The following is a 22,949-nucleotide window of genomic DNA, read 5'->3' as shown; positions in this document are numbered from 1 at the left end:
GCCTCGATGCTGCTCGCCGCTGCCGTCTTCCTGTTCACCCTCGTCCTCGTCATCTGGCAGCCCAGGGGGCTGGGCGTCGGCTGGAGCGCCAGCGCCGGCGCGCTGGTCGCCCTGGCCCTGGGCGTGGTGTCGCTGCACGACATTCCCACCGTCTGGGCCATCGTCTGGAACGCCACCGCCACCTTCATCGCGGTCATCGTCATCAGCCTGCTGCTGGACGAGGCCGGCTTCTTCGCCTGGGCGGCGCTGCACGTGGCGCGCTGGGCGGGCGGCAGCGGCCGGCGCTTGTTCGCCTTCTGCGTGCTGCTGGGCGCCGCCGTTTCCGCGCTGTTCGCCAACGACGGGGCGGCGCTGATCCTCACCCCCATCGTCATCTCCATGCTGCTGGCGCTGCGCTTCTCGCCGGCGGCGACCCTGGCCTTCGTCATGGCCGCCGGCTTCATCGCCGACACCGCCAGCCTGCCGCTGGTGGTGTCGAACCTGGTGAACATCGTTTCCGCCGACTATTTCGGCCTGGGCTTCGCCGAGTACGCCGCGGTGATGGTGCCGGTGAATCTGGCCAGCGTCGCCGCGACGCTGCTGGCGCTGTACCTGTTCTTCCGCCGCGACCTGCCGCAGCGCTATGCCGTGGACCAGCTGCCGGCGCCGCGGGAGGCGATCCGCGACCCGGCCACCTTCGCGGTCGGTGCCTGGATGCTGCTGGCGCTGCTGCTTGGGCTGTTCGCCCTGGAGCCGCTGGGCATCCCGGTCAGCGCGGTGGCGGCGCTATGCGCGGCGGTGCTCTTCGCCGTCGCCGCCCGCGGCCATGTGATCTCCACCCGGCGGGTGCTGCGCGAGTCGCCCTGGCAGGTGGTGGTGTTCTCCCTGGGCATGTACCTGGTGGTCTACGGCCTGAAGAACGCCGGCCTCACCGACTTCCTCACCCGCCTGCTGGACGGCCTGGCGGGGCAGGGCGTGTGGGCCGCAGCCCTGGGCACCGGCCTGCTGTCGGCGGCGCTGTCCTCGCTGATGAACAACATGCCCAGCGTGCTGGTGGGCGCATTGGCGATCCAGGCCAGCGCCGCCGAGGGCGTGGTCCGCGAGGCGATGATCTACGCCAACGTCATCGGCTGCGACCTGGGGCCGAAGATCACCCCCATCGGCAGCCTGGCCACGCTGCTCTGGTTGCACGTGCTGGCGCGCAAGGGCATCCGCATCACCTGGGGCTACTACTTCAGGGTCGGCATCCTGCTGACCCTGCCGGTCCTGCTCGTCACCCTCTCGGCCCTGGCGCTGCGCCTGAGCCTCTGACGTCCGCCACGAAGCGGAGGAGTTCTGCATGCGAGTCCTGTTCATGTGCACGGCCAACAGCTGCCGCAGCATCCTTTCCGAAGCGCTGTTCAACCACCTGGCCCCGGAAGGCTTCGAGGCGGTGAGCGCCGGCAGTTTTCCCGGCGGACAGGTGCTGCCGCGCAGCCTGGCGACGCTGGAGCGTGCCGGCATCGCCACCGAAGGCCTGAGCAGCAAGGGCAACGACGCCTTCGCGGACAACCCGCCGGACATCGTCATCACCGTCTGCGACAAGGCCGCGGGCGAAGCCTGCCCGCTGTACTTCGGCCCGGCGCTGAAAGCCCACTGGGGCCTGCAGGACCCTTCCTCGGCGCAGGGCGACGAAGCGCAGCTGGACGACGCCTTCCGCGTCACCCTGGCGCACATCGAGCGACGCTGCCGGGCCTTCTTCGCCTTGCCCTTCGCCAGCCTGGAGCGCGACGGGCTGCAGCGCGAGCTGGCGCGGATCGGCGACCTCTGACAGGCGGTGCGGCATAGCCGGCGGTCGTCGTTCGGTGCCGCTTCCGCTGCCTTCTGAGCCACGGACGGGACAGCCCCATGAAAAAAGCCCCGTGGCGCGTGCCACGGGGCTTTTTCGTTCACGTCAGGTCGCGAAGCCGATCAGAACACGCTGAACGGGTACTCGACGAAGATGCGCACTTCGTTGCCGTCGTCGTTGTACTCGCGGGCGTCGTTGGAAACGCGTACCCAGGAGCCGCGCAGCTTGACCGACAGGTCCTTGGCCGGGCCGCTCTGTACGACGTACTTGGCCTGGTTGAAGATCTCGCGCTCGTGGCCGTTGTTGGTCTGCGAGGTCTTGATGTTGTCGCCGTAGACGTAGGCGACGGTGTAGCTCAGGCCCGGGATGCCGTACTCAGCGAAGTTGATGCTGTAGTTGGCCTGCCAGGAGCGCTCGTCCTCGGCGTTGAAGTCCGACCAGTAGGAGTTGGCCAGCCAGATGGTGGTGCCGCCGTCGCCCAGGCCGCCGGCGTTCTGGTACCAGCCGTAGTTGTAGCCGGTGTCGCCGGTGTTGCGCTGGTGGGCGATCATGAACGAGTGGGCGCCGATGGCGTAGGTGGCCGCCAGGCTCCAGATGGTGTTGTCGCGGTCGCCGCCGAAGTTCAGGTTGGCGAAGTCCTTGTTCAGCTTGGTCTTGTAGCCGTTGAAGTCGAAGGTCAGCGACTGCTCATCCTGCATCGGGATGACGTAGTTCAGGTTCATGTACTGCTTGCGCGCCACGTCCTTGTTGTCCGAGGCGTACAGCGAGCCGCTGAAGTTGTCGGTGAACTTGTAGCTGCCGCCGTACACGTCGATGCGCTTCAGGCCGCCGCTGTCGCGCCCTTCGGCGCTCTTGCGGGCTTCCTCGGTGAAGCTACCGACGTTCAGCTCCAGGCCCTCGATCTCCTTGGAGGTGATCAGGGTGCCGGTGTAGCTCTCCGGCAGCAGGCGCGAGTTGTCGTAGCTCAGCACCGGCAGGCTGGGCATCTGGTCACCGTACTTGATCACGGTGTTGGAGATGCGCGCCTTGACCGCGCCACCGGCGCGGGCCAGGTCGTCGGCCGGGTTGCCGTCGCTGTCCTGCTTGAAGAAGTCGATGCCGGCGGCGCCGGTGCGGCCCTTGCCACCGTCCAGGCGCAGGGCATACAGGCCGAAGGCGTCGACGCCGAAGCCGACGGTGCCCTGGGTGAAGCCGGAGGTGAAGGTGGCGGTGGCCGACTGGCCCCACTCGGCCTTGTCATCGCGACCGTGCTTGTAGTCACGGTTCATGTAGGCGTTGCGGAAGAACAGGTCCAGGTGGCTGTCTTCGACGAAGCCCTTGGCGGCTGCCTGGTCGTCGGCCATGGCCTGGGTGCTGGCAGCGAGGATCCCCAATGCAAGCAAACTGAACGCTTTGTTAGTCATTTTGTTATTTCCTGCAGTCTGTCTATTCGCAGCCCCCGAGCGTGGAAAAAAGCCTGCCGTCCCGGATGCTCCAATCCAGGTCTGGCAACGCGTGGGTGCTGGCGTTTCTTGGATGTCTCGAGGCCCCTCACAGGCCCCGATGGCGCGGGATGATAGCAGAACGTGGATAAAATCCAGGAATTTCGATGGCAGGTTACGGGCCCGACGGAGCCGGGCCACCCTCGCGAACTCCCCGCCACGGAGGCCCGCCCGAGCATGTGGCATGACCTCCTGAGCGCCGGTTTCGCTCGGCCTTCTGAAGGGGGCGGCGTGCGCGGATGTTTCTCTGGAAATCCGAATCGCGGACGGAGTCCGCTCGGTTACAGGGAGGTACGGGCGTAGGAGCAACTGTCTTGCCGACTGCGCCGGGGTGCGCCTCAACGGATGGGTTGAGCTTGCGAAACCCATCGGGCCATGGTGATGGGTATCGCTTCGCTCAACGCCATCCTACGAAAAAACGTGCTTTCCCGGAGGTGTAGGATCTCATCCGCGAATCGCGCCGATACGTCCGGCTATCGCGGACAGAGTCCGCTCCTACGGGGATACGCCATGCCTCACGGCGAAACTGTAGGAGCGGGCCCTGCCCGCGAATCGCGCGCAGGGCGCGCTCCTACAATGGGAATGGCGTGGGTGGAGCAGCGGACTCCGTCCGCGATTGGATTCACCGGCCACGCCGGACGCTCCGGTGGCCCGAACAGCCCCTTCTCCCTCCGGAAGGGGGCCGGGGTGAGGGCGCGAACCCAGCATTGCGCACCTTCCCCAAACCAACGAATCGCTTAACTGAACAACACCACCGCTCAGGCCGAGCCCGTTTCACGATTGCGCCTTTGCAACCACAGACTCAGACCCAGGCCGAGCAGCGCAGCGACGCAGGCGAAGGGGAAGATCGAACGGAAGCCCCAGGCAGTGGCGATGGCGCCGGCCACCGGCCCGGTGATGCCCAGGGACACGTCGATGAACAGCGAGTAGGCGCCCAGCGCCGCGCCACGGCTGGAAGCCGGCACCAGGCGCACCGCCTCCACGCCCAGGGCGGGGAACACCAGGGAGAAGCCGAAGCCGGTCAGCGCCGCGCCGGCCAGCGCCGACCAGGGCCCCGGGGCCAGCCACAGCAGGAGCAGGCCGAGGCTTTCCACCAGCAGGCAGCCGATGGCCACGGCGAAGCCGCCATGGCGGTTGATGGCGTTGGCGAACAGCAGCCGCGCGCCGATGAAGCAGGCGCCGAAGGCGCTCAGGCAGTACACCGCGCCGCCCCAGCCGCGGCTGGCGTAGTACAGGGTGATGAAGGTGGCGATGCAGCCGAAGCCGATGCCGCCCAGGGCCAGCCCGGTGCCATGGGGCGCCACGCGGCCGAGCACGTGGTGGAAGGGCAGGCGCTCGCCGTGGACGATGGCCGCGGCGCGCTTGGGCCAGGCCAGGGCGAAGCCGATGGCCGCCAGCAGCATCACCACCGCGCCCATGCTCCATAGCCCCAGGCCCTGCACCAGCAGCACGCCGAAGGGCGCGCCCACGGCCAGCGCGCCGTAGCTGGCGATGCCGTTCCAGGAGATCACCTTGGCGGTGTGCAGCGAGCCGACGCGGTCGATGCCCCAACTGATGGCGCCGGTGCCCACCAGGCTCTCGGCGGTGCCGAGGATCATCCGGCCGAGCAGCAGGCAGCCCAGGCTCAGCGCCGGCATGCCTTGCAGCCACACCGAAAGCAGCATCAGCAGGCCGCTGCCGGCGCAGCCGAGCATGCCGTAGAGCACCGCGCGCTTGGGCCCGAGGTTGTCGATCACCTTGCCGGCGTAGGGCCGGGTGAGCAGGGTGGCCAGGTACTGCACGCTGATCACCAGCCCGGCCAGCACCGAGCCGAAGCCCAGCTCGCCATGCACGTAGCCCGGCAGCACGGCCAGGGGGATGCCGATGGTCAGGTAGGCGAGGAAGGTGAACAGCACCACCGACACCACCTCGAGCGTGATGGCGGCGTTGGAGCGGGGCATGGCGGTATCGGCGGACATGGACACGAACAGCGGGGCGGAGAGGGGAGGAGCATGATGAACCGCCGCCGGCTTGTAGGAAAGCTAGCTAACGAACTACCTGAGGGGTTTGCACGAAGCCGGGTGTATCGGCGTACAACCGCGAACGGTTGTACGCCCTACGTTACGGGTGAGCTTGGCGTAGGGCGGATAACCGTTCGCGGTTATCCGCCGTTTGACCGTGATCCCCGGCGCGCCCCGGATTCGAGCACGAAGCGCCTGTTCGGGGGCGCTCCGCGTTTACCGGGGAATCAGACCCGCCGGAACAACGTCGGGTAATCCACCACCAGCCCCTGCCCATCCACCTCCAGCAACGCCTGGAAGTCCGTACCCTCCAGGTTGCGGTACAGATAATGATGGGCATCCTGCCGCGTATAACCCTGGCGCATTTTCCTCGGCTGCAACCTTGGAGCCTCCACGTAGACCACCTCCAGCGCCACCGACTGGCCATCGCCCAGGCCCAGGCGGCGGATCGGGAAGGTGTTGGTGAAGGGGCTGGGCCAGATGTCGATGTCCAGGCAGCCGTCCAGTTCCGCCAGCGCAGTGCCGTCACCCAGCGTCCAGCGGCCCTGGCCGTCGGCCAGCAGCGCCAGGTTGCGTTGCAGGTGTTCGCCCTCCACCAGCAGCTCGGCCTCGCGCAGGCGCCAGTCGGTGTCCCATTCCAGGCGGTATTCCAGTTGGTAGGGCGGCTGGCCGTCGGCGGCGGCCACGCGCAACTGGCTGTCGGCGCGGCCGTCCTGCAGGTGCAGGCGCTCCCAACTGGCCGGCGGGGCCTGCCACAGGCCTTCCCAGGTGAGTTGGCGGTTCATGCCGGGTCCAGCAGCAGGCCCAGGCGCAGGCGCTTGGGCAGGCGGGCGACCACCAACTGGTGCGAGCGGGTGAGGGCCTCGCGCAACTCGTCGGCGCCCATGGGGTAGGGGCGCTGCATGGCGATCCAGTGGGCGCGGGCCAGGTAGGGCGCGGGGCGGATGCCGGGGCGGTCGACGAAGCCGAGGAAGAGTTCCGGGCCGACCTTGAAGGCCAGGCCGCCGCGGCCCTCGTCGAGGAAGTCGAGGATGGCGAACATCTTGTTGCCGGCCACCGAGAACACCCGGTTGCTGCCCCACTTGAGGTCTTCGCGGGCGCCGGGCAATTGCAGGCAGAAGCGGGCGATCTGGTCGGGCGTCATGGGTTCTCCGGCGTCAGTCGCGGAAATAGACCTGCACCAGATGGTAGCCGAACTGGCTTTTCACCGGGCCGTGGACGACGTTCAGCGGCTTCTTGAACACCACCGCGTCGACGCTGCGCACCAGTTGCCCGGGGCGCAGCTCGCCGAGGTCGCCGCCGCGCTTGCCGGAGGGGCAGGTGGAGTGCTTCTTCGCCAGGGCGGCGAAGTCTTCCCCCTTGGCCAGGCGCTGCTTGAGCTGCTCGGCCTCGGCGGCGGTCTTGACCAGGATGTGGCGGGCCATGGCGACGGGCATGGAAGGTTCTCGGCTGAAGGAAATGGCCGATTGTACTCCCGCTCGGTCGCCCGCGAGGCAGTGACGTACATCGCATTTTTCCGGGGCTGGCATTGTGCCTGTCTGACGGCCTACCTAGAGTCTGATGATTATTCCTACAAGCGTTTCCCTGTCGTGGGCAGCGCCTCCCCTAGCGTGCGGATGCAGTACAGATGGAAATCCAAGCGATGCTGCGGATCCTGTCCAGCCAGGACGGTTCCGACCTTTACCTTTCCACCGGCGCGCCGCCCTGCGCCAAGTTCAACGGCGTGCTCAAGCCGCTGTCCAGCGAACCGCTGAAGGCCGGCGACGTGGCGCGCATCGCCGACGCCATCATGGACGAGGAACAGAAGGCCGAATTCGAGCGCGAGCTGGAGATGAACCTGGCGATCTCGGTCGCTGGCGTCGGGCGCTTCCGCATCAACATCTTCAAGCAGCGCAACGAGGTGTCCATCGTCGCGCGCAACATCGAGCTGGACATCCCGCTGTTCGAAGACCTGAAGCTGCCCGAGGTGCTGCTCAAGGTGGTGATGGAGAAGCGCGGCCTGGTGCTCTTCGTCGGCGGCACCGGCTCGGGCAAGTCGACCTCCCTGGCGGCGCTGATCGACCACCGCAACCGCAACAGCGGCGGGCACATCATCACCATCGAGGACCCCATCGAATACGTGCACCGGCACCGCAAGTCGATCATCAACCAGCGCGAGGTGGGGGTGGACACCCGCAGCTTCCATGCCGCGCTGAAGAACACCCTGCGCCAGGCGCCGGACGTGATCCTGATCGGCGAGATCCGCGACCGCGAGACCATGGAGCACGCCCTGGCCTTCGCCGACACCGGGCACCTGGCGATCTCCACCCTGCACGCCAACAACGCCAACCAGGCGCTGGACCGCATCATCAACTTCTTCCCCGAGGAACGCCGGCCGCAACTGCTCAACGACCTGGGCAACAACCTCAAGGCCTTCGTCTCCCAGCGCCTGGTGCGCACCCAGGACGGCAAGCGCCGCGCCGCGGTGGAGGTGCTGCTGGGCACCGCGACCATCAGCGACATCATCAAGCGCGGCGACTTCAGCTCGATCAAGGAGATCATGGACAAGTCCCGCGCCCTGGGCATGCAGACCTTCGACCAGGCGCTGTTCGACCTGGCGGTGGAGGGCGCGATCAGCGAGGAAGAGGCGGTGAAGAACGCCGACTCGGCGAACAACCTGCGGCTGAAGCTCAAGCTGCACCGGGACAACCCGGCCGCGGCCCAGACCCAGGCCGCCAGCGCCCAGCCGGCAACCCCGGCCGCGCCCGCGGTGGAAGCCTCCAGCTGGGGCCTGGAACTGGCCCTGGAAGAGATCAAGGCCGAGGACGAGGAAGACAAGAAGGGCGGTTGAAGGGTGGGCGAGGCGTAGGGCGGATAACCGTTCGCGGTTATCCGCCGTTTGACCTTGGCCCCCTGCGCGCCGCGGATTCGACCACGGAGCGCCTGTTCGAGACCCCGGTCACGCAAGATGCCGGGAAGCCCCGTAGGAGCGGACAAGGTCCGCTCCGCCGCATCAGCCATGGCGCGCCAATAAATGTAGGAGCGCGGTGGATTCCGACGTGGACTTCAAGCGCCTGTCCGAGGCCGGCGTGGACGGCTTCTTCACCAACCGCGCCGACCGCCTGCTGGCCTTCTACGGGCGCCCGGCCGCCAAGTCGGTGGGGGAGATACTGGCGGGGCTGGGCTACTGAGCGGAGCACCGCTGTTCTGGCGGCGCATCCCTTCTCCCAATCTGGAGAACTGCATGGACGCTTTCGAATCAACTATTGGGATCAGTGGTTGATCTCATGCTTCGAAACCAGGAAGACATTCACCTCGCTTGCCGAGCATTCCTCTGTGGTCGCATCGCTCTGCGTGATGACGTCAAAGGATTTCCCATCTTTCCCGTAGAAAGTGAAGAAGTAAACCTGGGTATACAGGTCGCCATTCTTCTTTTCGGTGGCAAGCAGGGTTGAACGTGTCTTTTCTTTGTCGATGCTCTGTATGTCAATTATGTTGTTGTTCTTGAGCCAAACCTCGGCCATGTTCATAGGCCAGGATTGACAGTTTGGCGAAGCTGCAAAGGACTTCGAGGCAAGCAAGAATAGGGCAGAAAAAATCAATCGCTTCACTGTGTTACCTCTAGGTCACGATCACCGCTATTCCATATTTGGTGGCGTATATTGAACGGGAGCACTATGCAGCCACTGGAAGCTCCGCCAGGGTTTGAGGCGCTATCGCCATGAATTAGAAAACCGCTTCTTCCGTACATTGAAGTCGTGGGTTTAGGTTCAAGCCTGATTGAATAGTTCCCTGTGTGCGGATGATGGAAGGGGTGCCCAATGATTTTGTATTCGCCCCTTGGTAAGGGGCCAATATTCGGTACTGTCTGCATGTGAGGGTTGTTTTTTCCTTCATTCTTGCCAGCGTAGCCCGTTCCCACCAATACGCCATTGCGCATCAGCTTGCCTGTGCTTTGTTGAAATATCCAAGGCATTAACGTTTCCTTGTTTTGTGCTGTTGTTGAAGGTTGATCCTGATGTTTAAGGACCCATGTCGGCCGATATCAAGGCAGTGTCGTACTGGGTTGGTGGCCATTCCTTTTGCAAGTTGTCAGTTTGCCCGACTGTGCAAGAGGAAAATCCAGGCTAGATTTAGCGGAATTAAAAAATCGATAGGACGAGCCTGGGGTGTTGGTAGGAATCTGCCTGCGTCCCGATAGATACCTTCGTATATCCCCTCGCCACAGAGGTATGGCCCCGCCGTCCCGATGGAGAAGTGCGCCAGGAAGTCCCCCTCAATAGCATGGACTCACAGCGGACGATTCGCTGCAACGGCCCTGCATTTCGGTGCTCGCCTATCGCCCAGCCGAGCCCGAAGGAACGACTTCCAGGTTATTGGCCACTTCTTCCGAGGAAACGTCATGAACATGCATCTGAACTATTCCTTTCAAAAGAATTCCACCCAAAAGAATGAACAACACCAGGAGAGGGAAGAGCTGGTGCCTTCGCGCTATGCGCTGCGGGTCGGCGAGATCGACGTGCTGGTGGTCAGCGATGGGGTGTTGCCGCTGCCGACCGCGACCATGTCCACCAATGCCGAGCCGGCCGCCCGCGCGGCCTGGTTCAAGGACATGTTCCTGGGCCCGGAGGCGTTCGACTGGGCGCTGAACGTGCTGGTGGTGCGCAGCGGCGAGCAGACCATTCTGGTCGACGCCGGCCTGGGCGGGCAGTTCCCCGGCTTCCCGCGGGCCGGGCAGTTCCCCCGGCGCCTGGAGGCGGCCGGTATCGACCTGGCGTCGGTCACCGACGTGGTGATCACCCACATGCACATGGACCATATCGGCGGGCTGCTCGTCGACGAGGTGAAGAACCGGCTGCGCCCGGATGTGCGCATCCACGTCGCGGCCACCGAGGTGGCGTTCTGGGCGGCGCCCGATTTCTCCCTCACCTCCATGCCGGCGCCGGTGCCGGACGTCCTGCGCGCGACTGCCGGGCAGTTCATGGAGGCATACCGCGACAAGCTGCATACCTTCGAGGATGAGCACGAGGTTGCGCCGGGCGTGGTCGCCAGGCTCACCGGCGGCCACACGCCGGGGCATAGCGTGGTCCATGTCACGTCTGCCGGCGAGCGCCTGACCTTCGCCGGCGACGCCCTGTTCCCGGTGGCCTTCGACCACCCCGACTGGCACAACGGCTTCGAGCACGACCCCGAGGAATCGGTGCGCGTGCGCGTCCGTCTTATGCAGGAGGCGGCGGCCAGCGGCGAGCTGCTGGTGGCCACGCACCTGCCGTTCCCCTCCGTTGGCCGGGTGGCCGTCGACGGCGATGCCTTCCGTTGGATTGCGGCTTTCTGGGATTACTGACGGTCCGGCCCGCCCGGATGGGCTGCACACCTTCACCGGCCAGGAGCCCGGCGCCGGCCCGCTCCTGGCCTTCATGGATTCTCCTGAAATTTCCCACCCACATTCTCCCTTGTGAGCCTACAAGCCCCCTCGCTAGATTCCCTTCCGCCACGGTCAATCCCGTGGCCCGGATCGCAGTCCGGTCGAGTAGAGGAGTGCACGAAGCGCCGATGCACCTTGCACAGGCGCTTTTTCTTGCCTGCTGCGAGATGCAGTTATGGCGGGTCGTGCGGGGCGGGCTTCGGCCTGGCCGGTTCTTGCTTCTCTCGCCGGTACTGCGACCCCGCACGATCCGCCACCCATTCCCGGGTTGGCGGCTCCTTCCTCCGTACTAAGGAGCAATGGAAATGCCGTATCACTTCGTGTCTGTCGTGTATCCCCCGTTGTCCCATTCGTCCTTCGCCTTCCCCCGGGAGGTGCGCCATGGCTGATCGCAGGCTGGTTGCGTTGCAGGCCCAGGCGTCCGAGGGCGTGCTCTATGTCGATACCGCCGCGCCGGCGGAGCATATCTACGATGTGGCCGAACGCCGGCTGAATGCGCTGGAGGACCTGTTGCGGGTGCTGGAAGTGCATGACGTCGGCGACGTGCTGGTGCACGAGACGTCGCGCCTGGCTTCCGCCCTGGTGCCGCTGGTGGGCGAGGCGCGGCAGTTGTACGGGCTGGCGCGGGAGAAGGCTCTGGTGGCTGGCCGGTAGGAGCAACTATCTTGCGCCGAGGCGCTCTTCGTAGGATGGGTTGAGCTTGCGAAACCCATGCGGTTGCGCTGATGGGTATCGCTTCGCTCAACGCCATCCTACGAAAAGCCGTGCTGCCTGGAACCGTAGCGGGCCCTGCCCGCGATTCGCGCGCAGGGCGCGCTCCTACAGGGGAATGGCGTGGGTGGGGCGGCGTAGGAGCGAGCTTGCTCGCGAATGGGGTTTACCGGTGGCTTGGGCGTCGGGTTCAAGAGCGCCCTCTCCCCAACCCTCCCCCGCAAGCGGGAGAGGGGGCTGTCCGGCGCGGGCGGGAGGTTCGGCGTCAACCTGTAGGAGCGACTGTCTTGCAGGCCGCGCCGAGGCGCTCTTCGTAGGATGGGTTGAGCCTTGGCGAAACCCATGCGGTCGTGGTGATGGGTATCGCTTCGCTCAACCCATCCTACGGGGTGTCATATCTGCCGGAAGGGGTAAGAGCGGACTCGTCCGCGATTCGCGTGCAGGCCGACGCCTCATCCATCCGTGGAACGGGTGGTGGCTTCCCAGGCCGCTATTTCCTCTTCCAGCGCCTCCAGTTTCTGGCGCACCAGGCCGAGTGCGTCGCTGCCCAGCAGCAGGTGGGCGGGGGGATTCGTCGAGGCTATCGCTTCCAGCATGGCCCTGGCCGCTTTCCTTGGGTCGCCCAGCTGCTTGCCGCTTTTTTCCTGGCGCGCCTGGCGCACGGGGTCGAAGAGTGCGTCGTAGTCGGCGATGCTGCGGGGGCTGCGGACCATGGAGCGACCGGCCCAGTCGGTGCGGAAGGAGCCGGGCGCGACGGCGGTCACGGCGATGCCGAAGCCTTCGACTTCCTTGCCCACCACTTCTGATATGCCCTCCAGCGCGAACTTGCTGCCGCAGTAGTAGGCAATGCCGGGCAGGGTGATGAAGCCGCCCATCGAGGTGATGTTGAGGATGTGGCCGCGGCGCCGCTGACGCATGTATGGCAGCACGGCCTTCATCATCGCCACGGCGCCGAACACGTTCACGTCGAACTGCCGGCGCATTTCCGCCAGCGGGGATTCTTCGAGGATGCCTTCGTGACCGTAGCCGGCGCTGTTCACCAGCACATCCAGCGGGCCGACGGTCTTTTCGATCTCGGCGACCAGCGGCTCGATGGCCGCGAAGTCGGTCACGTCCAGCAGGCGCCCCAGCGCCCGGCCGGGGGCCAGGGCTTCCAGCGCGGCCCTGGCCTGTTCGCTGCGGACGGTGCCCACCACGCGGTGGCCGTCCGCCAAGGCCTCCTGGGCGAGGGCCAGCCCGAAGCCGCTGCTGGCTCCGGTGATCAACAAGGTTTTGCGGGGTGACATGGCGGTGGCTCCATTTCAGTGGGGATGAGCGCACAATACTTATCCGCCGGCCTGTTTCAGAGACCGCATCTTCTGACTTTATTGCCTAATCCTATGAACCGACATCATCTCTCGGAGCGAGAACGCATGGTCGCCCTGCTAGAGGCGCTGGCCCCCAACGAGGGGTACAACCTCACGTCGCTGGCCAGCGTGCGCATCCTGAGGTCGGACCGGCCCCTGGCGCGGACGCCCGTGCTCTACGACCCCGGCATCGTGATCGTGTGCCAGGGCTGCAAGCGCGGGTATTTCGGCGATCAGGTGTATGTGTACGACGAGCAGCATTACCTGGCCGTCGCCGTGCCGGTGCCCTTCACCATGGAAACGGACGCGACGGCCGAGCGCCCGCTGCTGGCCATCTACCTGCACCTGGATTTTCAGCTCGCCGCCGAGCTGATGATCCAGATCGACCAGCAGCAGGCGCCCTCGCCGAAGGAGGCGCCGCGCAGCATGATGTCGAGCCCCATGGATGACGCGCTCGCCGCTTCCGTCCTGCGCTTCCTGGCGGCGCTGAACGACCCGCTGGAGGCGACGGTGCTCGGCCCGGCCTTGCTGCGCGAGCTGTATTTCCGCGTGCTGACCGGCGCCCAGGGCACCGCCATGCGCGCGGCGCTGGCCATGCAGGGGCGGTTCGGGCGGATCGCCAGGGCGCTGCGGCGCATCCACACGGATTACGCGCAGCCGCTCGACTTGCCGCAGCTGGCCGAGGAGGCCGGCATGAGCGTTCCTTCGTTCCACAGCCATTTCAAGGCGATCACCCAGACCTCGCCCATGCAGTACGTGAAGTGCACTCGGCTGCACCAGGCGCGGTTGCTGATCGTGCGTCAGGGCATGACGGCGCAGGCCGCCAGCCATGCCGTGGGCTACGCCAGCCCGTCGCAGTTCAACCGGGAGTTCAAGCGGCTGTTCGGGCGTTCGCCGCAGGTGGAGGCGCGGCGGATGCGGGAGAGTTTTGCGATTCCGCCGGTGCATGGGGAGGGGGTGTATGTGTCTTCCCACTAGGCCGTTCGGCGCAATCGCGGATGGAGTCCGCTCCTACGTAGCCCGGCCCACGCCATTCCCCTGTAGGAGCGCGCCCTGCGCGCGAATCGCGGGCAGGGCCCGCACATTGCTTCTGCGTTCCCTCTCCCGAAAGCGGGAGAGGGGCTGTTCGGTAGGGGCGGTAGGTTCGGCGTCAACCTGTAGGAACAATTGTCTTGCCGGTTGCGCCGAGGTGCTTTTCGTAGGATGGGTTGAGCTTGCGAAACCCATGCGGTTGCGGTGATGGGTATCGCTTCGCTCAACGCCATCCTACGAAAAGCCATGCTCGCTCATGCTGTAGGAGCGGACTCCGTCCGCGATTTGCCTTTCAGGCCCCGCCCGCCTGGTCCACCGCGGCCAGCACCCGCGTGGAATACACCAGCGCGGCGCCGGTGTTCATCGCCACCGCCACGCCTAGCGCCTCGGCGATTTCCGCCTTGCTGGCGCCTTCCTTCACCGCTTCGGCGGCGTGTACCGAGATGCAGCCGTCGCAGCGGGTGGTCACCGCCACGGCCAGGGAGATCAGCTGGCGCGTCTTGGCGTCCAGGTGGCCGGTTTCCTGGCCGGCGCCGCTGGCGGTGAGGTAGCCGTCGACGGTGCCCGGGGAGAGTTTTCCGAGCTCGCCTACGCCGGCCATCAGCTGATTGCGGTGTGCGTTCCAGTCCATCATGGGTTCATCCTCCGGGTGATGCTGCCTGGGCAGCCAACAGGTGCCGATGACGCTAACCACTGGCGCGGCGCCGGGCACTCCGCCTTTGGGGGCGGTCGGGGCGGACTTTGGGAGGAGGGCGCGGCATCACGCAGTTGTAATCCGCGGCCGCTACCCTGGCGCCCGCATGCTGCCCGCCGCGGCGCGGGCGGCTTCCTGGCATTGCCGGCAGATGGGGCAGGAAGGTGGACACAGGTACTTCGCGCAGGCCGTTTCTCATCCGTTCCGAGGACATGCACGCCGACGAATTCGGCGCGCTGTTCACGCGGATGTTCGGCGATCTCTATTCCGGCCTTCCGCCCCTGCGGCGCAAGGTCGCCATCGCCGGCGTCTACGGGCGCTACGAGGGCGTCAGCTTCCGGCGCCTGAGCTTTCGCGGCGACTTTCTCACTGCGCTGCCCGACATGGATGACGAAATCACCTTCGTCTTTCCCACCGCCGGGCACATCGTGTTCAACCAGGCGAGCGAGACCGTGGGCGTGCCCCAGGTCGGCCTGGCCATCGAGAAGGCCGCGGTGCGTTCGGTGGGCTTCGGCGACGGCCATGCGCAGTATGGGCTTTCGGTGCGCCGCGGGCTGTTCGCCAGGCGGCTTGCCACGCTGCTCGGCCGCCCGGTGGTGCGCCCGGTGCGTTTCCAGCCGGTGGTGGACTTGAAGGTGGAAGCCTTCCAGGGGATCAAGGCGATCGTCGGCCTGGCCACCGGCGCGGAGTTCGACGCCCTGGCCAGTTCCAGCGCGCTGATGCCCGCCCGCCTGCAGGAGATGCTGGTGGATTCGGTGCTGGAGGGCTGGCCGCACAACTACAGCGAGGCGCTGCGCCGGCCGGGGCCGCTGATCGCGCCGCGCCACGTGAAGTTGGCCGTGGAATACATCCGCGAGCATCCCGATGCCCTGGTCAGCGGCGGCGAGCTGGCCGCGCTGACGAACGTCAGCCTGCGCGCCTTGCAGGAGGGCTTCCGGCGCTTCGTCGGCAGTTCCATCGTCGCCTACCAGCGCCAGGTCCGCCTGGAGCGGGCGTACGACGCGCTGCGGCAGGACGCTTCGCCCTCGGTCAGCGAAATCGCCCTGGGCCTGGGCTTCAGCAATGTCGGGCGGTTCTGCCAGTACTTCCAGGGCGCCTTCGGGCTGAGCCCGGCGGACGTGCGCAAGGGCATCCGCCACTAGCGATGCCCGGCCGGTCGGCCGGGCAGGGCGGGCGGTCAGAACTGGTAGCTGGCCTTGAGGCTGCCGCTGTAGCCGTGGCTGCCGCTGCCGCTCAGGGCGCCGACTTCTGCGCCGAAGCTCAGGTCGCCGAGGCTGGCCATGGCGTTCACCGCGCCGCTGAACTGGTCGCGGTTGTCGAAGGCGGCGCGCTGGGCGACGTCCAGGCCCAGCAGGTGGCCTTCGCTGTCGACCTTGTAGTCGCCCAGCGCGTGGTCGTAGCCCAGGTCCAGGCCCGGCACCAGTTGCCAGCCGCCGCTCAGGGCGATGGGCATGAAGCTCACTTTCAGGTTGGCGACGGCGCTGCGGCGGGTCTGCTCGATACCGTCGACGTCCAGCGCCAGTTCGCTGCCTTTTTCCTGGAAGCCGGACAGGTCCAGGTGGCTGATGCGCACGCCCAGGCTCGGTTCGAGGATCGCGTCGCGCACCGGGATGCGGTAGCCCAGCGCCACGCCGGCGCCGCTGAGGGTGCCGTGGCTGTCGCCCTTGGCGGTGCCCAGGCCGCCGCCGAGCTCGCGCTTGCTGTCGTAGTCGAGCCAGCCGGTGCTGAGGTCGGCGTCGACGAACAGGCCCTGCTCCAGGCTGCCCGGGGCGAAGCGCGCGCCGGCGCGGAGGAAGGTCAGGTCGGTGTCCACCTCGCCGCCCGCGCCGCCGACGCTGCCGCGGCTGTAGCCGAAGCCGGCGTTGGCGCTGAGCTGCTCGCTGAAGCGCTGGGTCAGGCCGACCATCAGGCCCTGGGTGTGCTCGTTGCTGCTGGCGGCCCGGGACGAGCCGTCGTTGCCCTGGTAGCCGGCCAGGGCGGTGCTCCACAGGCGGCGCTGGCCGGGCTTGAGGTCGGTGCCGCTGGCGAAGGGCGCGGCGGCCCTGTCGATCAGCGCGTCCTGGCGCAGCAGGTAGCTGGCGGCATCGGCGTGGGCCTGGCCGCCGACGGTGGACTCGACGCCGCCGAGGCTGCCGGCGTCGATGGCCGATTGCAGGTAGTAGTTGTAGGCGCTGTAGGCACCGGAGAGGCTGCTGTTCTGCAGTTGCTGCAGCAGTCGCGCGCCGGCGGCGGCGTTGCCGGCCAGGCCCGCCATGCCGGGCAGGCTGTTGTAGTAGACCATCTTGCCGCGCAGCACGTAGAGGGTTTCCTGGGACAGGCCCAGGCCTTGCTTGAGGTAGTTGTCCATGCTGCCGTACCGGGCCACCACTTCGTCCAGGCCGGCCTGCAGGTAGCTGGCCTGCACGCCGAGCAGGGGCGCGTAGATTTCCGCCAGGCTCGGCGGCAGCGCCGCCAGGGTCGCGGCGACGCGCTCGGCGGTGTAGTCGTTGGTGGCCAGGTAGTTGGCCATGATGGTGGCGCTGTCCACCCCGGCGATGCTCAGCAGCACGGCGGCGGTCCAGCCGGTGCGGTCCTTGCCGGCGGTGCAGTGGAAGAGGGCGGCGCCGTCGGCCGCGGCCAGTTCGTTGAACAGCTCGGTGAACTGGCTGCGCATGCCGGCGTCGCTGACGAAGGCGCGGTTGGTTTCTTCCATCATCGCCACCGCCTCGGCGGCGCTGCTGAAGGCGATGTTGGTGACGTTCGCCCCGGAGGTGGTGCTGCCGATGATGTCGATGTTCCGGTAGGCGGCGCCGGCGGGCAGGGTGTCGGGCGTGGCGGCGATTTCGCTGGGGGTGCGCAGGTCGAAGACGTTGCTGATCCCCAGGCCATCGAGCGTGGCCAGGTCCGAGGCCGTGGGCGTCAGCGCGTTGGAGCGGTAGAACACTCCGGAGCGCATGGTGCCGTCGTTGGCGGTGGTGTAGGCGGTGGTGGTTCCGGCGATGTCGCGGAAGTTGTCGATGCCGGTCAGCCGCGGGGTGTCGAGGGTGTAGGTCTCGGCGGCGTGGGCGGCGATGGACAGGCTGAGGGCGGACAGGGAGAACAGAACACGATGCAGCACGATGTAGCCTCTTCGAACGGGTTGGCGGGGGCTACTATCGGCATCGTTGCGAACCGGGATATTACAGTTCGCGGCGCCGGGAAAATCACGGCGCGATCTGTCCGTGGGCTGCGTTTTTCGTCCGTCGCGCGCCTACTCCTCGAAGCGGCCGGTGCCCTCGCGGTCGCGCTCGTAGTGCCTGGCCAGCGGGAACGCCGGCAGCCAGGACTCGCGGCGGAGGGTCCAGAGTTCGTAGGTCGGCACGAACTGGTCCGGGGCATCCAGGGCGCCCAGGTTCACTTCCACTTCGTCGGCGCTGCGCAGGAACACCGACGAGCCGCAGCGCGGGCAGAAGAAGCGCCCCGCGTAGTCGCGGGTTTCGCCCTCGATGCTTACCGCCGCCTCGGGGAATATCGCCGAGGCGTGGAACAGCGCGCCATGGTGCTTGCGGCAGTCGAGGCAGTGGCAGAGGCCGACCCGGTAGGGGCGCCCCGAGGCCACGAAGCGGACGTTGCCGCACAGGCAACCGCCGGTGAACTGGTCCATGCTGCATCTCCTCTGGAATCGAAGGTTCGGAAGTCCGTCGTGAAAAATAGCAGCCGGGCCGTCGCCGGGTTTCGGCTTCCGACGTTCGTTGCCGGGCGGGGGAGCGGCGGCGAGCCCGCTAGTCTTCGAGGCCGGTCGCCTGGCGGTATTGCCGCGGAGTGAAACCGGTCAGTTGCTTGAACTGCCGGCTGAACGCGCTGTGGTCGGTATAGCCGCACTGCAGGGCGACTTCGGTGATCGGCAGGTCGGTGTGCAGCAGCCGGTGGGCGTGCTCCAGGCGCACCTTGTGGATCAGCTGCCGTGGCGTCAGGTGGAACACGCGCTTGCAGTAGCGCTCGAGCTGGGCCACGGAGAGGTCGGTGATGCGCGTCAGTTCGTCCAGGCTGATGGGCTGGTGGAAGTGCGCGCGGATGTATTCGTCCACCGCGGCAAGGCGCTGGTAGGCCGGGTGGGTGGCGCTGGCCGACTGCAGGTCCACCGAGATGCCCACCAGGCCGATGATCTCGCCGTCGCGGTTGTACAGCGGCCGCTTGTGCGTCAGGCACCAGCCCGGCTCGCGGCTGCCGTACAGGTGCAGTTCCAGTTTGTCTTCCAGTACCTGGCCGTGTTCCAGCACGCGGCGATCCTGCTCGGTATAGCCCGGCCCCAGCTGCGCCGGGAACACCTCGGCGCTGGTCTTGCCCAGCAACGGCTGCAACTGCTTCAGGCCGCAGCGCTGGACCAGCGTGCGGTTGGCCATGACGTAGCGCGCCTGGGTGTCCTTGATGAAGATCGCGGCATTGGGGATCACGTCCAGCATCGGCAGCAGCATCGACACGCTGGCCAGCAACGCCTCCATGCTCTCCGGGCGCTGCAGTTCATGCCCCTGGCACAGCATGGCGAGCACGTTCTGCGACATGGTTTCCAGCCTCCCGAAAGCCGCCTGGCAACAAGCTGCCGGGCAGCTTGCCGCAAGGCTCGCAGCCTGTCGAGGGTATGCAGAGGCGGCGCGATCCAGGCGCGGACGAGCGGGGCAATTGTGCCGATTTCGTCATTCGTGCTGAAGAAAACCATCAAGCGCGCCGGCGCCGCCCCGGTCCACTCTATGGCCAACGCGTGCAGCCGAACTTCATAGAACAAGCGGTTGCCGCCGGCCGACTCGTCCCTGCGGGCAGCACCCGGAGCGCAGCGTCGAGTGGCAATGCATCTGCCTATCCAACAACGCACAAGAAGGCAACGCCATGTCAGGCAAGTTCAAGAAGCAACTCTCGTTGATGGACCTTACGTTTATCGGGCTGGGAGCCATCTTCGGCTCCGGCTGGTTGTTCGCGGCCAGCCACGTTTCCGCCATCGCCGGCCCGGCAGGGATCTTCTCCTGGCTGCTGGGCGGGTTCGCCGTGCTGCTGCTGGGCATCGTCTACTGCGAGCTGGGGGCGGCCCTCCCGCGCGCCGGTGGCGTGGTGCGCTACCCGGTGTACTCGCACGGCCCGCTGCTGGGCTACCTGATGGGCTTCATCACCCTGATCGCCTTCTCCAGCCTGGTGGCGATCGAGGTCGTCGCCTCCCGCCAGTACGCGGCCGCCTGGTTCCCCGGGCTGACCAAGTCCGGCTCCAGCGACCCCACGGCCATCGGCTGGCTGGTGCAGTTCGGCCTGCTTTGTCTGTTCTTCCTGCTCAACTACCGCAGCGTGAAGACTTTCGCCAAGGCCAACAACCTGATCAGCATGTTCAAGTTCATCGTGCCGCTGCTGGTCATCGGCGTGCTGTTCTGCTTCTTCAAGCCGGAGAACTTCTCGGCCCAGGGCTTCGCGCCCTTCGGCCTGTCGGGCGTGGAGATGGCGGTTTCCGCCGGTGGCGTCATCTTCGCCTACCTGGGGCTGACGCCGATCATCTCGGTGGCCAGCGAGGTGAAGAACCCGCAGCGCACCATCCCCTTCGCGCTGATCCTTTCCGTGCTGCTCTCCACGGCCATCTACGTGCTGCTGCAAACGGCCTTCCTCGGCGGCGTGCCCACGGAAATGCTGGCCAACGGCTGGGCCAGCGTGTCCAGGCAACTGGCCCTGCCTTACCGCGACATTGCCCTGGCCCTTGGGGTGGGCTGGCTGGCCTACCTGGTGGTGGCCGATGCGGTGATCTCCCCCAGCGGCTGCGGCAACATCTACATGAACGCCACCCCGCGGGTGATCTATGGCTGGGCGCAGACCGGGACCTTCTTCAAGCTGTTCACCCGCGTCGACGAGAAGTCCGGCATCCCGCGCCCGGCGCTGTGGCTGACCTTCGGCCTGTCGGTGTTCTGGACCCTACCGTTCCCCTCCTGGGAAGCGCTGATCAACGTGGTGTCGGCCGCGCTGGTGCTCAGCTACGCCGTGGCGCCGGTCTCGGTGGCCGCCCTGCGCCGCAGCGCGCCCGGCATGCCGCGCCCGTTCCTGGTCAAGGGCATGGGCGTGCTCGGCCCGCTGTCCTTCATCATCGCCGCGCTGATCGTCTACTGGTCGGGCTGGGGCACGGTGTCCTGGCTGCTCGGCCTGCAGATCCTGATGTTCGTGGTGTACCTGCTGTGCGGCCGCTTCGTGCCGACCCGCCACCTGGACCTGCGCCAGCAGGTGCGCTCCTCGGCCTGGCTGATCGGCTTCTATGCCGTGACCATCGTGCTGTCCTGGCTCGGCAGCTTCGGTGGCATCGGCGTGCTCGGCCATCCGTTCGACACCCTGGCCGTGGCCGCCTGTGCCATGGGCATCTACTACTGGGGCGCGGCCACCGGCGTGCCTGCCCACCTGGTTCGCCTGAGCGGCGACGATGAAAGCGACGCCGAGGCCGACGTGGCCGGCGACCAGCGCCCCCTGGGCGGCTACGCCCAGGCTTCGTCCTGACGGCCCGCGCCCTCAACGCCTTCGGGCTCTCTCACTGGACGGCTACATGAAACGCGTACACATCATCGACTCCCACACCGGCGGCGAACCCACCCGCCTGGTGATGAAAGGCTTCCCCGAGCTGGCCGGCGCCAGCCTGGTCGAGAAGCGCAACGCCCTGCGCGAGCAGCATGACCACTGGCGCCGCGCCTGCCTGCTGGAACCGCGCGGCAACGACGTGCTGGTGGGCGCGCTGTATTGCGAGCCGGTGTCGGCGGACGCCACCTGCGGGGTGATCTTCTTCAACAACGCCGGCTACCTGAACATGTGCGGCCACGGCACCATCGGCCTGGTCGCCTCGCTACAGCACCTGGGGCTGATCGGCCCGGGCGTGCACAAGATCGACACCCCGGTGGGCCCGGTCAGCGCCACCCTGCACGAGGACGGCGCCGTCACCATCGGCAACGTGCCGGCCTACCGCTACCGCCGGCAGGTGCCGGTGGAGGTGCCCGGCCACGGCCGGGTGTACGGCGACATCGCCTGGGGCGGCAACTGGTTCTTCCTGGTATCCGAGCATGGCCAGCGGCTGGCGCTGGACAACGTCGAGGCGCTGACCGACTTCACCTGGGCGCTGCTCCAGGCCCTGGAGGCCCAGGGCATCCACGGCGAAGGCGGCGCGCCGATCGACCACGTCGAGCTGTTCGCCGACGACGAGGAGGCCGACAGCCGCAACTTTGTCATGTGCCCGGGCAAGGCCTACGACCGTTCGCCCTGCGGCACCGGCACCAGCGCCAAGCTGGCGTGCCTGGCCGCCGACGGCAAGCTGGCCCCCGGGCAGGCCTGGGTGCAGGCCGGCATCACCGGCAGCCGTTTCGAAGGCCGCTACGAATGGGAAGGCGAGCGCATCCGCCCGTTCATCACCGGCCGCGCCTACATGACCGCCGACAGCACCCTGCTGATCGACGAACAGGACCCCTTCGCGTGGGGCATCTGAGCCCCCACGCCGTTTTTCCCTACCCGAACGAGTGCTTCAAGGAGCCCGAACAATGAGCGACAACATCTTCACCGGCTGCATCCCCGCGCTGATGACCCCCTGCACCGCCCAGCGCAAGCCGGACTTCGACGCCCTGGTCGCCAAGGGCCGCGAGCTGATCGACGTCGGCATGAGCGCGGTGGTGTACTGCGGCTCCATGGGTGACTGGCCGCTGCTCACCGAGGCCGAGCGCCAGGAGGGCGTGGCGCGCCTGGTGGCCGCCGGCGTGCCGACCATCGTCGGCACCGGCGCGGTCAACACCCGCGAGGCGGTGTCCCACGCGGCGCATGCCGCGAGGGTCGGCGCCCACGGCCTGATGGTGATTCCCCGCGTGCTCTCCCGCGGCGCTTCGCCGGCCGCGCAGAAGGCCCACTTCTCCGCCATCCTCGCGGCCGCCCCGGAACTGCCGGCGGTGATCTACAACAGCCCCTACTACGGCTTCGCCACCCGCGCCGACCTGTTCTTCGAACTGCGCCGCGAGTTCCCCAACCTGATCGGCTTCAAGGAGTTCGGCGGCGGCGCCGACCTGCGCTACGCGGCCGAGAACATCACCTCCCAGGACGACGAGGTGACGCTCATGGTCGGTGTCGACACCCAGGTGGTCCACGGTTTCGTCAACTGCAACGCCACCGGCGCCATCACCGGCATCGGCAACGCCCTGCCGCGCGAAGTGCTGCAACTGGTGGCCCTGAGCAGGCAGGCCGCCAAGGGCGACGTCAAGGCGCGCCGCCTGGCCGGCGAGCTGGAGGCGGCGTTGGCGGTGCTTTCGTCCTTCGACGAGGGCTGCGACCTGGTGCTGTACTACAAGCACCTGATGGTGCTCAACGGCGACAGGGAATACAGCCTGCACTTCAACGAAACCGACGTGCTCAGCGAGGCCCAGCGCCGCTACGCCGAGAACCAGTACGCGCTGTTCCGCCAGTGGTACGCCAACTGGTCGGCCGAGCAGAACCTCGCCTGAACCGGCCGGCGGCGGGGCCCGATGCCCCGC

The 22,949-nt window shown here is 67.0% G+C and carries 23 protein-coding genes; 11 read left to right on the top strand and 12 right to left on the bottom strand.

The genetic code is table 11. The features are described 5' to 3' along the window. Positions 1-6: 6 nt before the first annotated feature. Both QSJ95_RS12795 and QSJ95_RS12790 read left to right on the top strand, forming a co-directional pair. Positions 7-1,290 (top strand): arsenic transporter, encoded by a 1,284-nt coding sequence (locus tag QSJ95_RS12795; protein WP_285642812.1) that lies wholly within the window; start codon positions 7-9, stop codon positions 1,288-1,290. A 28-nt stretch (positions 1,291-1,318) separates the two neighbouring features. After that, entirely contained in the window at positions 1,319-1,789 is a 471-nt protein-coding gene (locus QSJ95_RS12790; protein ID WP_285642810.1) for an arsenate reductase ArsC, read from the top strand. A gap of 140 nt (positions 1,790-1,929) precedes the next feature. Here the strand turns inward: QSJ95_RS12790 and QSJ95_RS12785 are convergent, their stop codons facing one another. The 5 genes from QSJ95_RS12785 to QSJ95_RS12765 form a co-directional block, all read right to left on the bottom strand. Beyond that, a complete protein-coding gene (locus QSJ95_RS12785; RefSeq protein WP_009619496.1) occupies positions 1,930-3,210 on the bottom strand; it encodes an OprD family porin in 1,281 nt (426 codons plus the stop codon). Between the two features lie 836 nt (positions 3,211-4,046). After that, on the bottom strand, positions 4,047-5,246 hold the full coding sequence (locus tag QSJ95_RS12780) for an MFS transporter (protein ID WP_082996363.1): 1,200 nt from the start codon (positions 5,244-5,246) through the stop codon (positions 4,047-4,049). A 269-nt stretch (positions 5,247-5,515) separates the two neighbouring features. Further along, the gene (locus QSJ95_RS12775) at positions 5,516-6,073 is read right to left on the bottom strand and encodes a putative glycolipid-binding domain-containing protein (RefSeq protein WP_285642807.1); all 558 of its coding nucleotides are present in this window, start codon (positions 6,071-6,073) and stop codon (positions 5,516-5,518) included. Continuing rightward, a complete protein-coding gene (locus QSJ95_RS12770) occupies positions 6,070-6,432 on the bottom strand; it encodes an MmcQ/YjbR family DNA-binding protein (RefSeq protein ID WP_009619514.1) in 363 nt (120 codons plus the stop codon). Before QSJ95_RS12770 ends, QSJ95_RS12775 begins: the two co-directional genes overlap by 4 nt. Positions 6,433-6,445: 13 nt before the next feature. Then, positions 6,446-6,724 carry a peptidylprolyl isomerase gene (locus QSJ95_RS12765; RefSeq protein WP_009619516.1) on the bottom strand — a complete coding sequence of 93 codons (279 nt, stop codon included), beginning with the start codon at positions 6,722-6,724 and terminating at the stop codon, positions 6,446-6,448. Between the two features lie 191 nt (positions 6,725-6,915). Between QSJ95_RS12765 and QSJ95_RS12760 the strand changes: the two genes are divergently transcribed. Both QSJ95_RS12760 and QSJ95_RS12755 read left to right on the top strand, forming a co-directional pair. Beyond that, complete coding sequence (locus QSJ95_RS12760; RefSeq protein WP_285642804.1) at positions 6,916-8,118, top strand: PilT/PilU family type 4a pilus ATPase; 1,203 nt, start codon at positions 6,916-6,918, stop codon at positions 8,116-8,118. A 196-nt stretch (positions 8,119-8,314) separates the two neighbouring features. Further along, positions 8,315-8,458, top strand: a complete 144-nt coding sequence (locus QSJ95_RS12755) for a hypothetical protein (protein WP_488411509.1) — start codon at positions 8,315-8,317, stop codon at positions 8,456-8,458. A gap of 81 nt (positions 8,459-8,539) precedes the next feature. On the opposite strand, the gene QSJ95_RS12750 is transcribed toward QSJ95_RS12755, so the two are convergent. Further along, entirely contained in the window at positions 8,540-8,878 is a 339-nt protein-coding gene (locus tag QSJ95_RS12750; RefSeq protein ID WP_043266595.1) for a hypothetical protein, read from the bottom strand. Then, entirely contained in the window at positions 8,875-9,207 is a 333-nt protein-coding gene (locus QSJ95_RS32870; protein ID WP_352230814.1) for a tlde1 domain-containing protein, read from the bottom strand. Before QSJ95_RS32870 ends, QSJ95_RS12750 begins: the two co-directional genes overlap by 4 nt. Positions 9,208-9,669: 462 nt before the next feature. Here QSJ95_RS32870 and QSJ95_RS12745 point away from each other — a divergent pair, with 462 nt between their 5' ends. Further along, the gene (locus QSJ95_RS12745; RefSeq protein WP_253412720.1) at positions 9,670-10,611 is read left to right on the top strand and encodes an MBL fold metallo-hydrolase; all 942 of its coding nucleotides are present in this window, start codon (positions 9,670-9,672) and stop codon (positions 10,609-10,611) included. Between the two features lie 462 nt (positions 10,612-11,073). Then, on the top strand, positions 11,074-11,346 hold the full coding sequence (locus QSJ95_RS12740) for a hypothetical protein (protein ID WP_009619536.1): 273 nt from the start codon (positions 11,074-11,076) through the stop codon (positions 11,344-11,346). A 509-nt stretch (positions 11,347-11,855) separates the two neighbouring features. On the opposite strand, the gene QSJ95_RS12735 is transcribed toward QSJ95_RS12740, so the two are convergent. After that, positions 11,856-12,689, bottom strand: a complete 834-nt coding sequence (locus QSJ95_RS12735; protein ID WP_009619538.1) for an oxidoreductase — start codon at positions 12,687-12,689, stop codon at positions 11,856-11,858. Positions 12,690-12,782: 93 nt separating this feature from the next. Between QSJ95_RS12735 and QSJ95_RS12730 the strand changes: the two genes are divergently transcribed. Continuing rightward, the gene (locus tag QSJ95_RS12730; RefSeq protein ID WP_285642793.1) at positions 12,783-13,727 is read left to right on the top strand and encodes an AraC family transcriptional regulator; all 945 of its coding nucleotides are present in this window, start codon (positions 12,783-12,785) and stop codon (positions 13,725-13,727) included. Between the two features lie 346 nt (positions 13,728-14,073). On the opposite strand, the gene QSJ95_RS12725 is transcribed toward QSJ95_RS12730, so the two are convergent. Then, on the bottom strand, positions 14,074-14,415 hold the full coding sequence (locus QSJ95_RS12725) for a carboxymuconolactone decarboxylase family protein (RefSeq protein WP_074986491.1): 342 nt from the start codon (positions 14,413-14,415) through the stop codon (positions 14,074-14,076). Positions 14,416-14,687: 272 nt separating this feature from the next. Between QSJ95_RS12725 and QSJ95_RS12720 the strand changes: the two genes are divergently transcribed. Next, positions 14,688-15,617, top strand: a complete 930-nt coding sequence (locus tag QSJ95_RS12720) for an AraC family transcriptional regulator (protein ID WP_256515000.1) — start codon at positions 14,688-14,690, stop codon at positions 15,615-15,617. 35 nt (positions 15,618-15,652) lie between these two features. On the opposite strand, the gene QSJ95_RS12715 is transcribed toward QSJ95_RS12720, so the two are convergent. From QSJ95_RS12715 to QSJ95_RS12705, 3 genes are all read right to left on the bottom strand, one after another. After that, the gene (locus QSJ95_RS12715; RefSeq protein ID WP_261746358.1) at positions 15,653-17,572 is read right to left on the bottom strand and encodes a tyrosine-protein phosphatase; all 1,920 of its coding nucleotides are present in this window, start codon (positions 17,570-17,572) and stop codon (positions 15,653-15,655) included. A gap of 132 nt (positions 17,573-17,704) precedes the next feature. Then, positions 17,705-18,097, bottom strand: coding sequence for a GFA family protein (locus QSJ95_RS12710; protein WP_009619548.1), 393 nt, complete (start codon positions 18,095-18,097; stop codon positions 17,705-17,707). A 118-nt stretch (positions 18,098-18,215) separates the two neighbouring features. After that, positions 18,216-18,995, bottom strand: coding sequence for an AraC family transcriptional regulator (locus tag QSJ95_RS12705; RefSeq protein ID WP_009619550.1), 780 nt, complete (start codon positions 18,993-18,995; stop codon positions 18,216-18,218). 322 nt (positions 18,996-19,317) lie between these two features. On the opposite strand from QSJ95_RS12705, the gene QSJ95_RS12700 reads away from it, so the two are divergent. Genes QSJ95_RS12700 through QSJ95_RS12690 form a run of 3 tightly spaced genes read left to right on the top strand, consistent with a single transcriptional unit; the run spans position 19,318 to position 22,919 of the window. Further along, the gene (locus QSJ95_RS12700; RefSeq protein ID WP_043266584.1) at positions 19,318-20,946 is read left to right on the top strand and encodes an APC family permease; all 1,629 of its coding nucleotides are present in this window, start codon (positions 19,318-19,320) and stop codon (positions 20,944-20,946) included. 46 nt (positions 20,947-20,992) lie between these two features. Next, positions 20,993-21,919 (top strand): 4-hydroxyproline epimerase, encoded by a 927-nt coding sequence (locus tag QSJ95_RS12695; protein WP_285642780.1) that lies wholly within the window; start codon positions 20,993-20,995, stop codon positions 21,917-21,919. A 52-nt stretch (positions 21,920-21,971) separates the two neighbouring features. Further along, positions 21,972-22,919, top strand: a complete 948-nt coding sequence (locus QSJ95_RS12690; RefSeq protein WP_009619556.1) for a dihydrodipicolinate synthase family protein — start codon at positions 21,972-21,974, stop codon at positions 22,917-22,919. Positions 22,920-22,949: the final 30 nt, after the last annotated feature.

This window comes from Pseudomonas sp. NBRC 100443 (genome assembly GCF_030268185.1).
Classification (GTDB): Bacteria; Pseudomonadota; Gammaproteobacteria; order Pseudomonadales; family Pseudomonadaceae; genus Pseudomonas; species Pseudomonas citronellolis.
Note: the sequence above shows the minus strand (reverse complement) of the source record. Positions and strands in the feature narration are given on the sequence as shown.

Coding starts and splice junctions, on each gene's coding strand:
- QSJ95_RS12795 (WP_285642812.1), top strand. CDS start 7: ATGCTGCTCGCCGCTGCCGTCTTCCTGTTCACCCTCGTCCTCGTCATC.
- QSJ95_RS12790 (WP_285642810.1), top strand. CDS start 1,319: ATGCGAGTCCTGTTCATGTGCACGGCCAACAGCTGCCGCAGCATCCTT.
- QSJ95_RS12785 (WP_009619496.1), bottom strand. CDS start 3,210: ATGACTAACAAAGCGTTCAGTTTGCTTGCATTGGGGATCCTCGCTGCC.
- QSJ95_RS12780 (WP_082996363.1), bottom strand. CDS start 5,246: ATGTCCGCCGATACCGCCATGCCCCGCTCCAACGCCGCCATCACGCTC.
- QSJ95_RS12775 (WP_285642807.1), bottom strand. CDS start 6,073: ATGAACCGCCAACTCACCTGGGAAGGCCTGTGGCAGGCCCCGCCGGCC.
- QSJ95_RS12770 (WP_009619514.1), bottom strand. CDS start 6,432: ATGACGCCCGACCAGATCGCCCGCTTCTGCCTGCAATTGCCCGGCGCC.
- QSJ95_RS12765 (WP_009619516.1), bottom strand. CDS start 6,724: ATGCCCGTCGCCATGGCCCGCCACATCCTGGTCAAGACCGCCGCCGAG.
- QSJ95_RS12760 (WP_285642804.1), top strand. CDS start 6,916: ATGGAAATCCAAGCGATGCTGCGGATCCTGTCCAGCCAGGACGGTTCC.
- QSJ95_RS32870 (WP_352230814.1), bottom strand. CDS start 9,207: ATGCGCAATGGCGTATTGGTGGGAACGGGCTACGCTGGCAAGAATGAA.
- QSJ95_RS12745 (WP_253412720.1), top strand. CDS start 9,670: ATGAACATGCATCTGAACTATTCCTTTCAAAAGAATTCCACCCAAAAG.
- QSJ95_RS12740 (WP_009619536.1), top strand. CDS start 11,074: ATGGCTGATCGCAGGCTGGTTGCGTTGCAGGCCCAGGCGTCCGAGGGC.
- QSJ95_RS12735 (WP_009619538.1), bottom strand. CDS start 12,689: ATGTCACCCCGCAAAACCTTGTTGATCACCGGAGCCAGCAGCGGCTTC.
- QSJ95_RS12730 (WP_285642793.1), top strand. CDS start 12,783: ATGAACCGACATCATCTCTCGGAGCGAGAACGCATGGTCGCCCTGCTA.
- QSJ95_RS12725 (WP_074986491.1), bottom strand. CDS start 14,415: ATGATGGACTGGAACGCACACCGCAATCAGCTGATGGCCGGCGTAGGC.
- QSJ95_RS12720 (WP_256515000.1), top strand. CDS start 14,688: ATGCACGCCGACGAATTCGGCGCGCTGTTCACGCGGATGTTCGGCGAT.
- QSJ95_RS12710 (WP_009619548.1), bottom strand. CDS start 18,097: ATGGACCAGTTCACCGGCGGTTGCCTGTGCGGCAACGTCCGCTTCGTG.
- QSJ95_RS12705 (WP_009619550.1), bottom strand. CDS start 18,995: ATGTCGCAGAACGTGCTCGCCATGCTGTGCCAGGGGCATGAACTGCAG.
- QSJ95_RS12700 (WP_043266584.1), top strand. CDS start 19,318: ATGTCAGGCAAGTTCAAGAAGCAACTCTCGTTGATGGACCTTACGTTT.
- QSJ95_RS12695 (WP_285642780.1), top strand. CDS start 20,993: ATGAAACGCGTACACATCATCGACTCCCACACCGGCGGCGAACCCACC.
- QSJ95_RS12690 (WP_009619556.1), top strand. CDS start 21,972: ATGAGCGACAACATCTTCACCGGCTGCATCCCCGCGCTGATGACCCCC.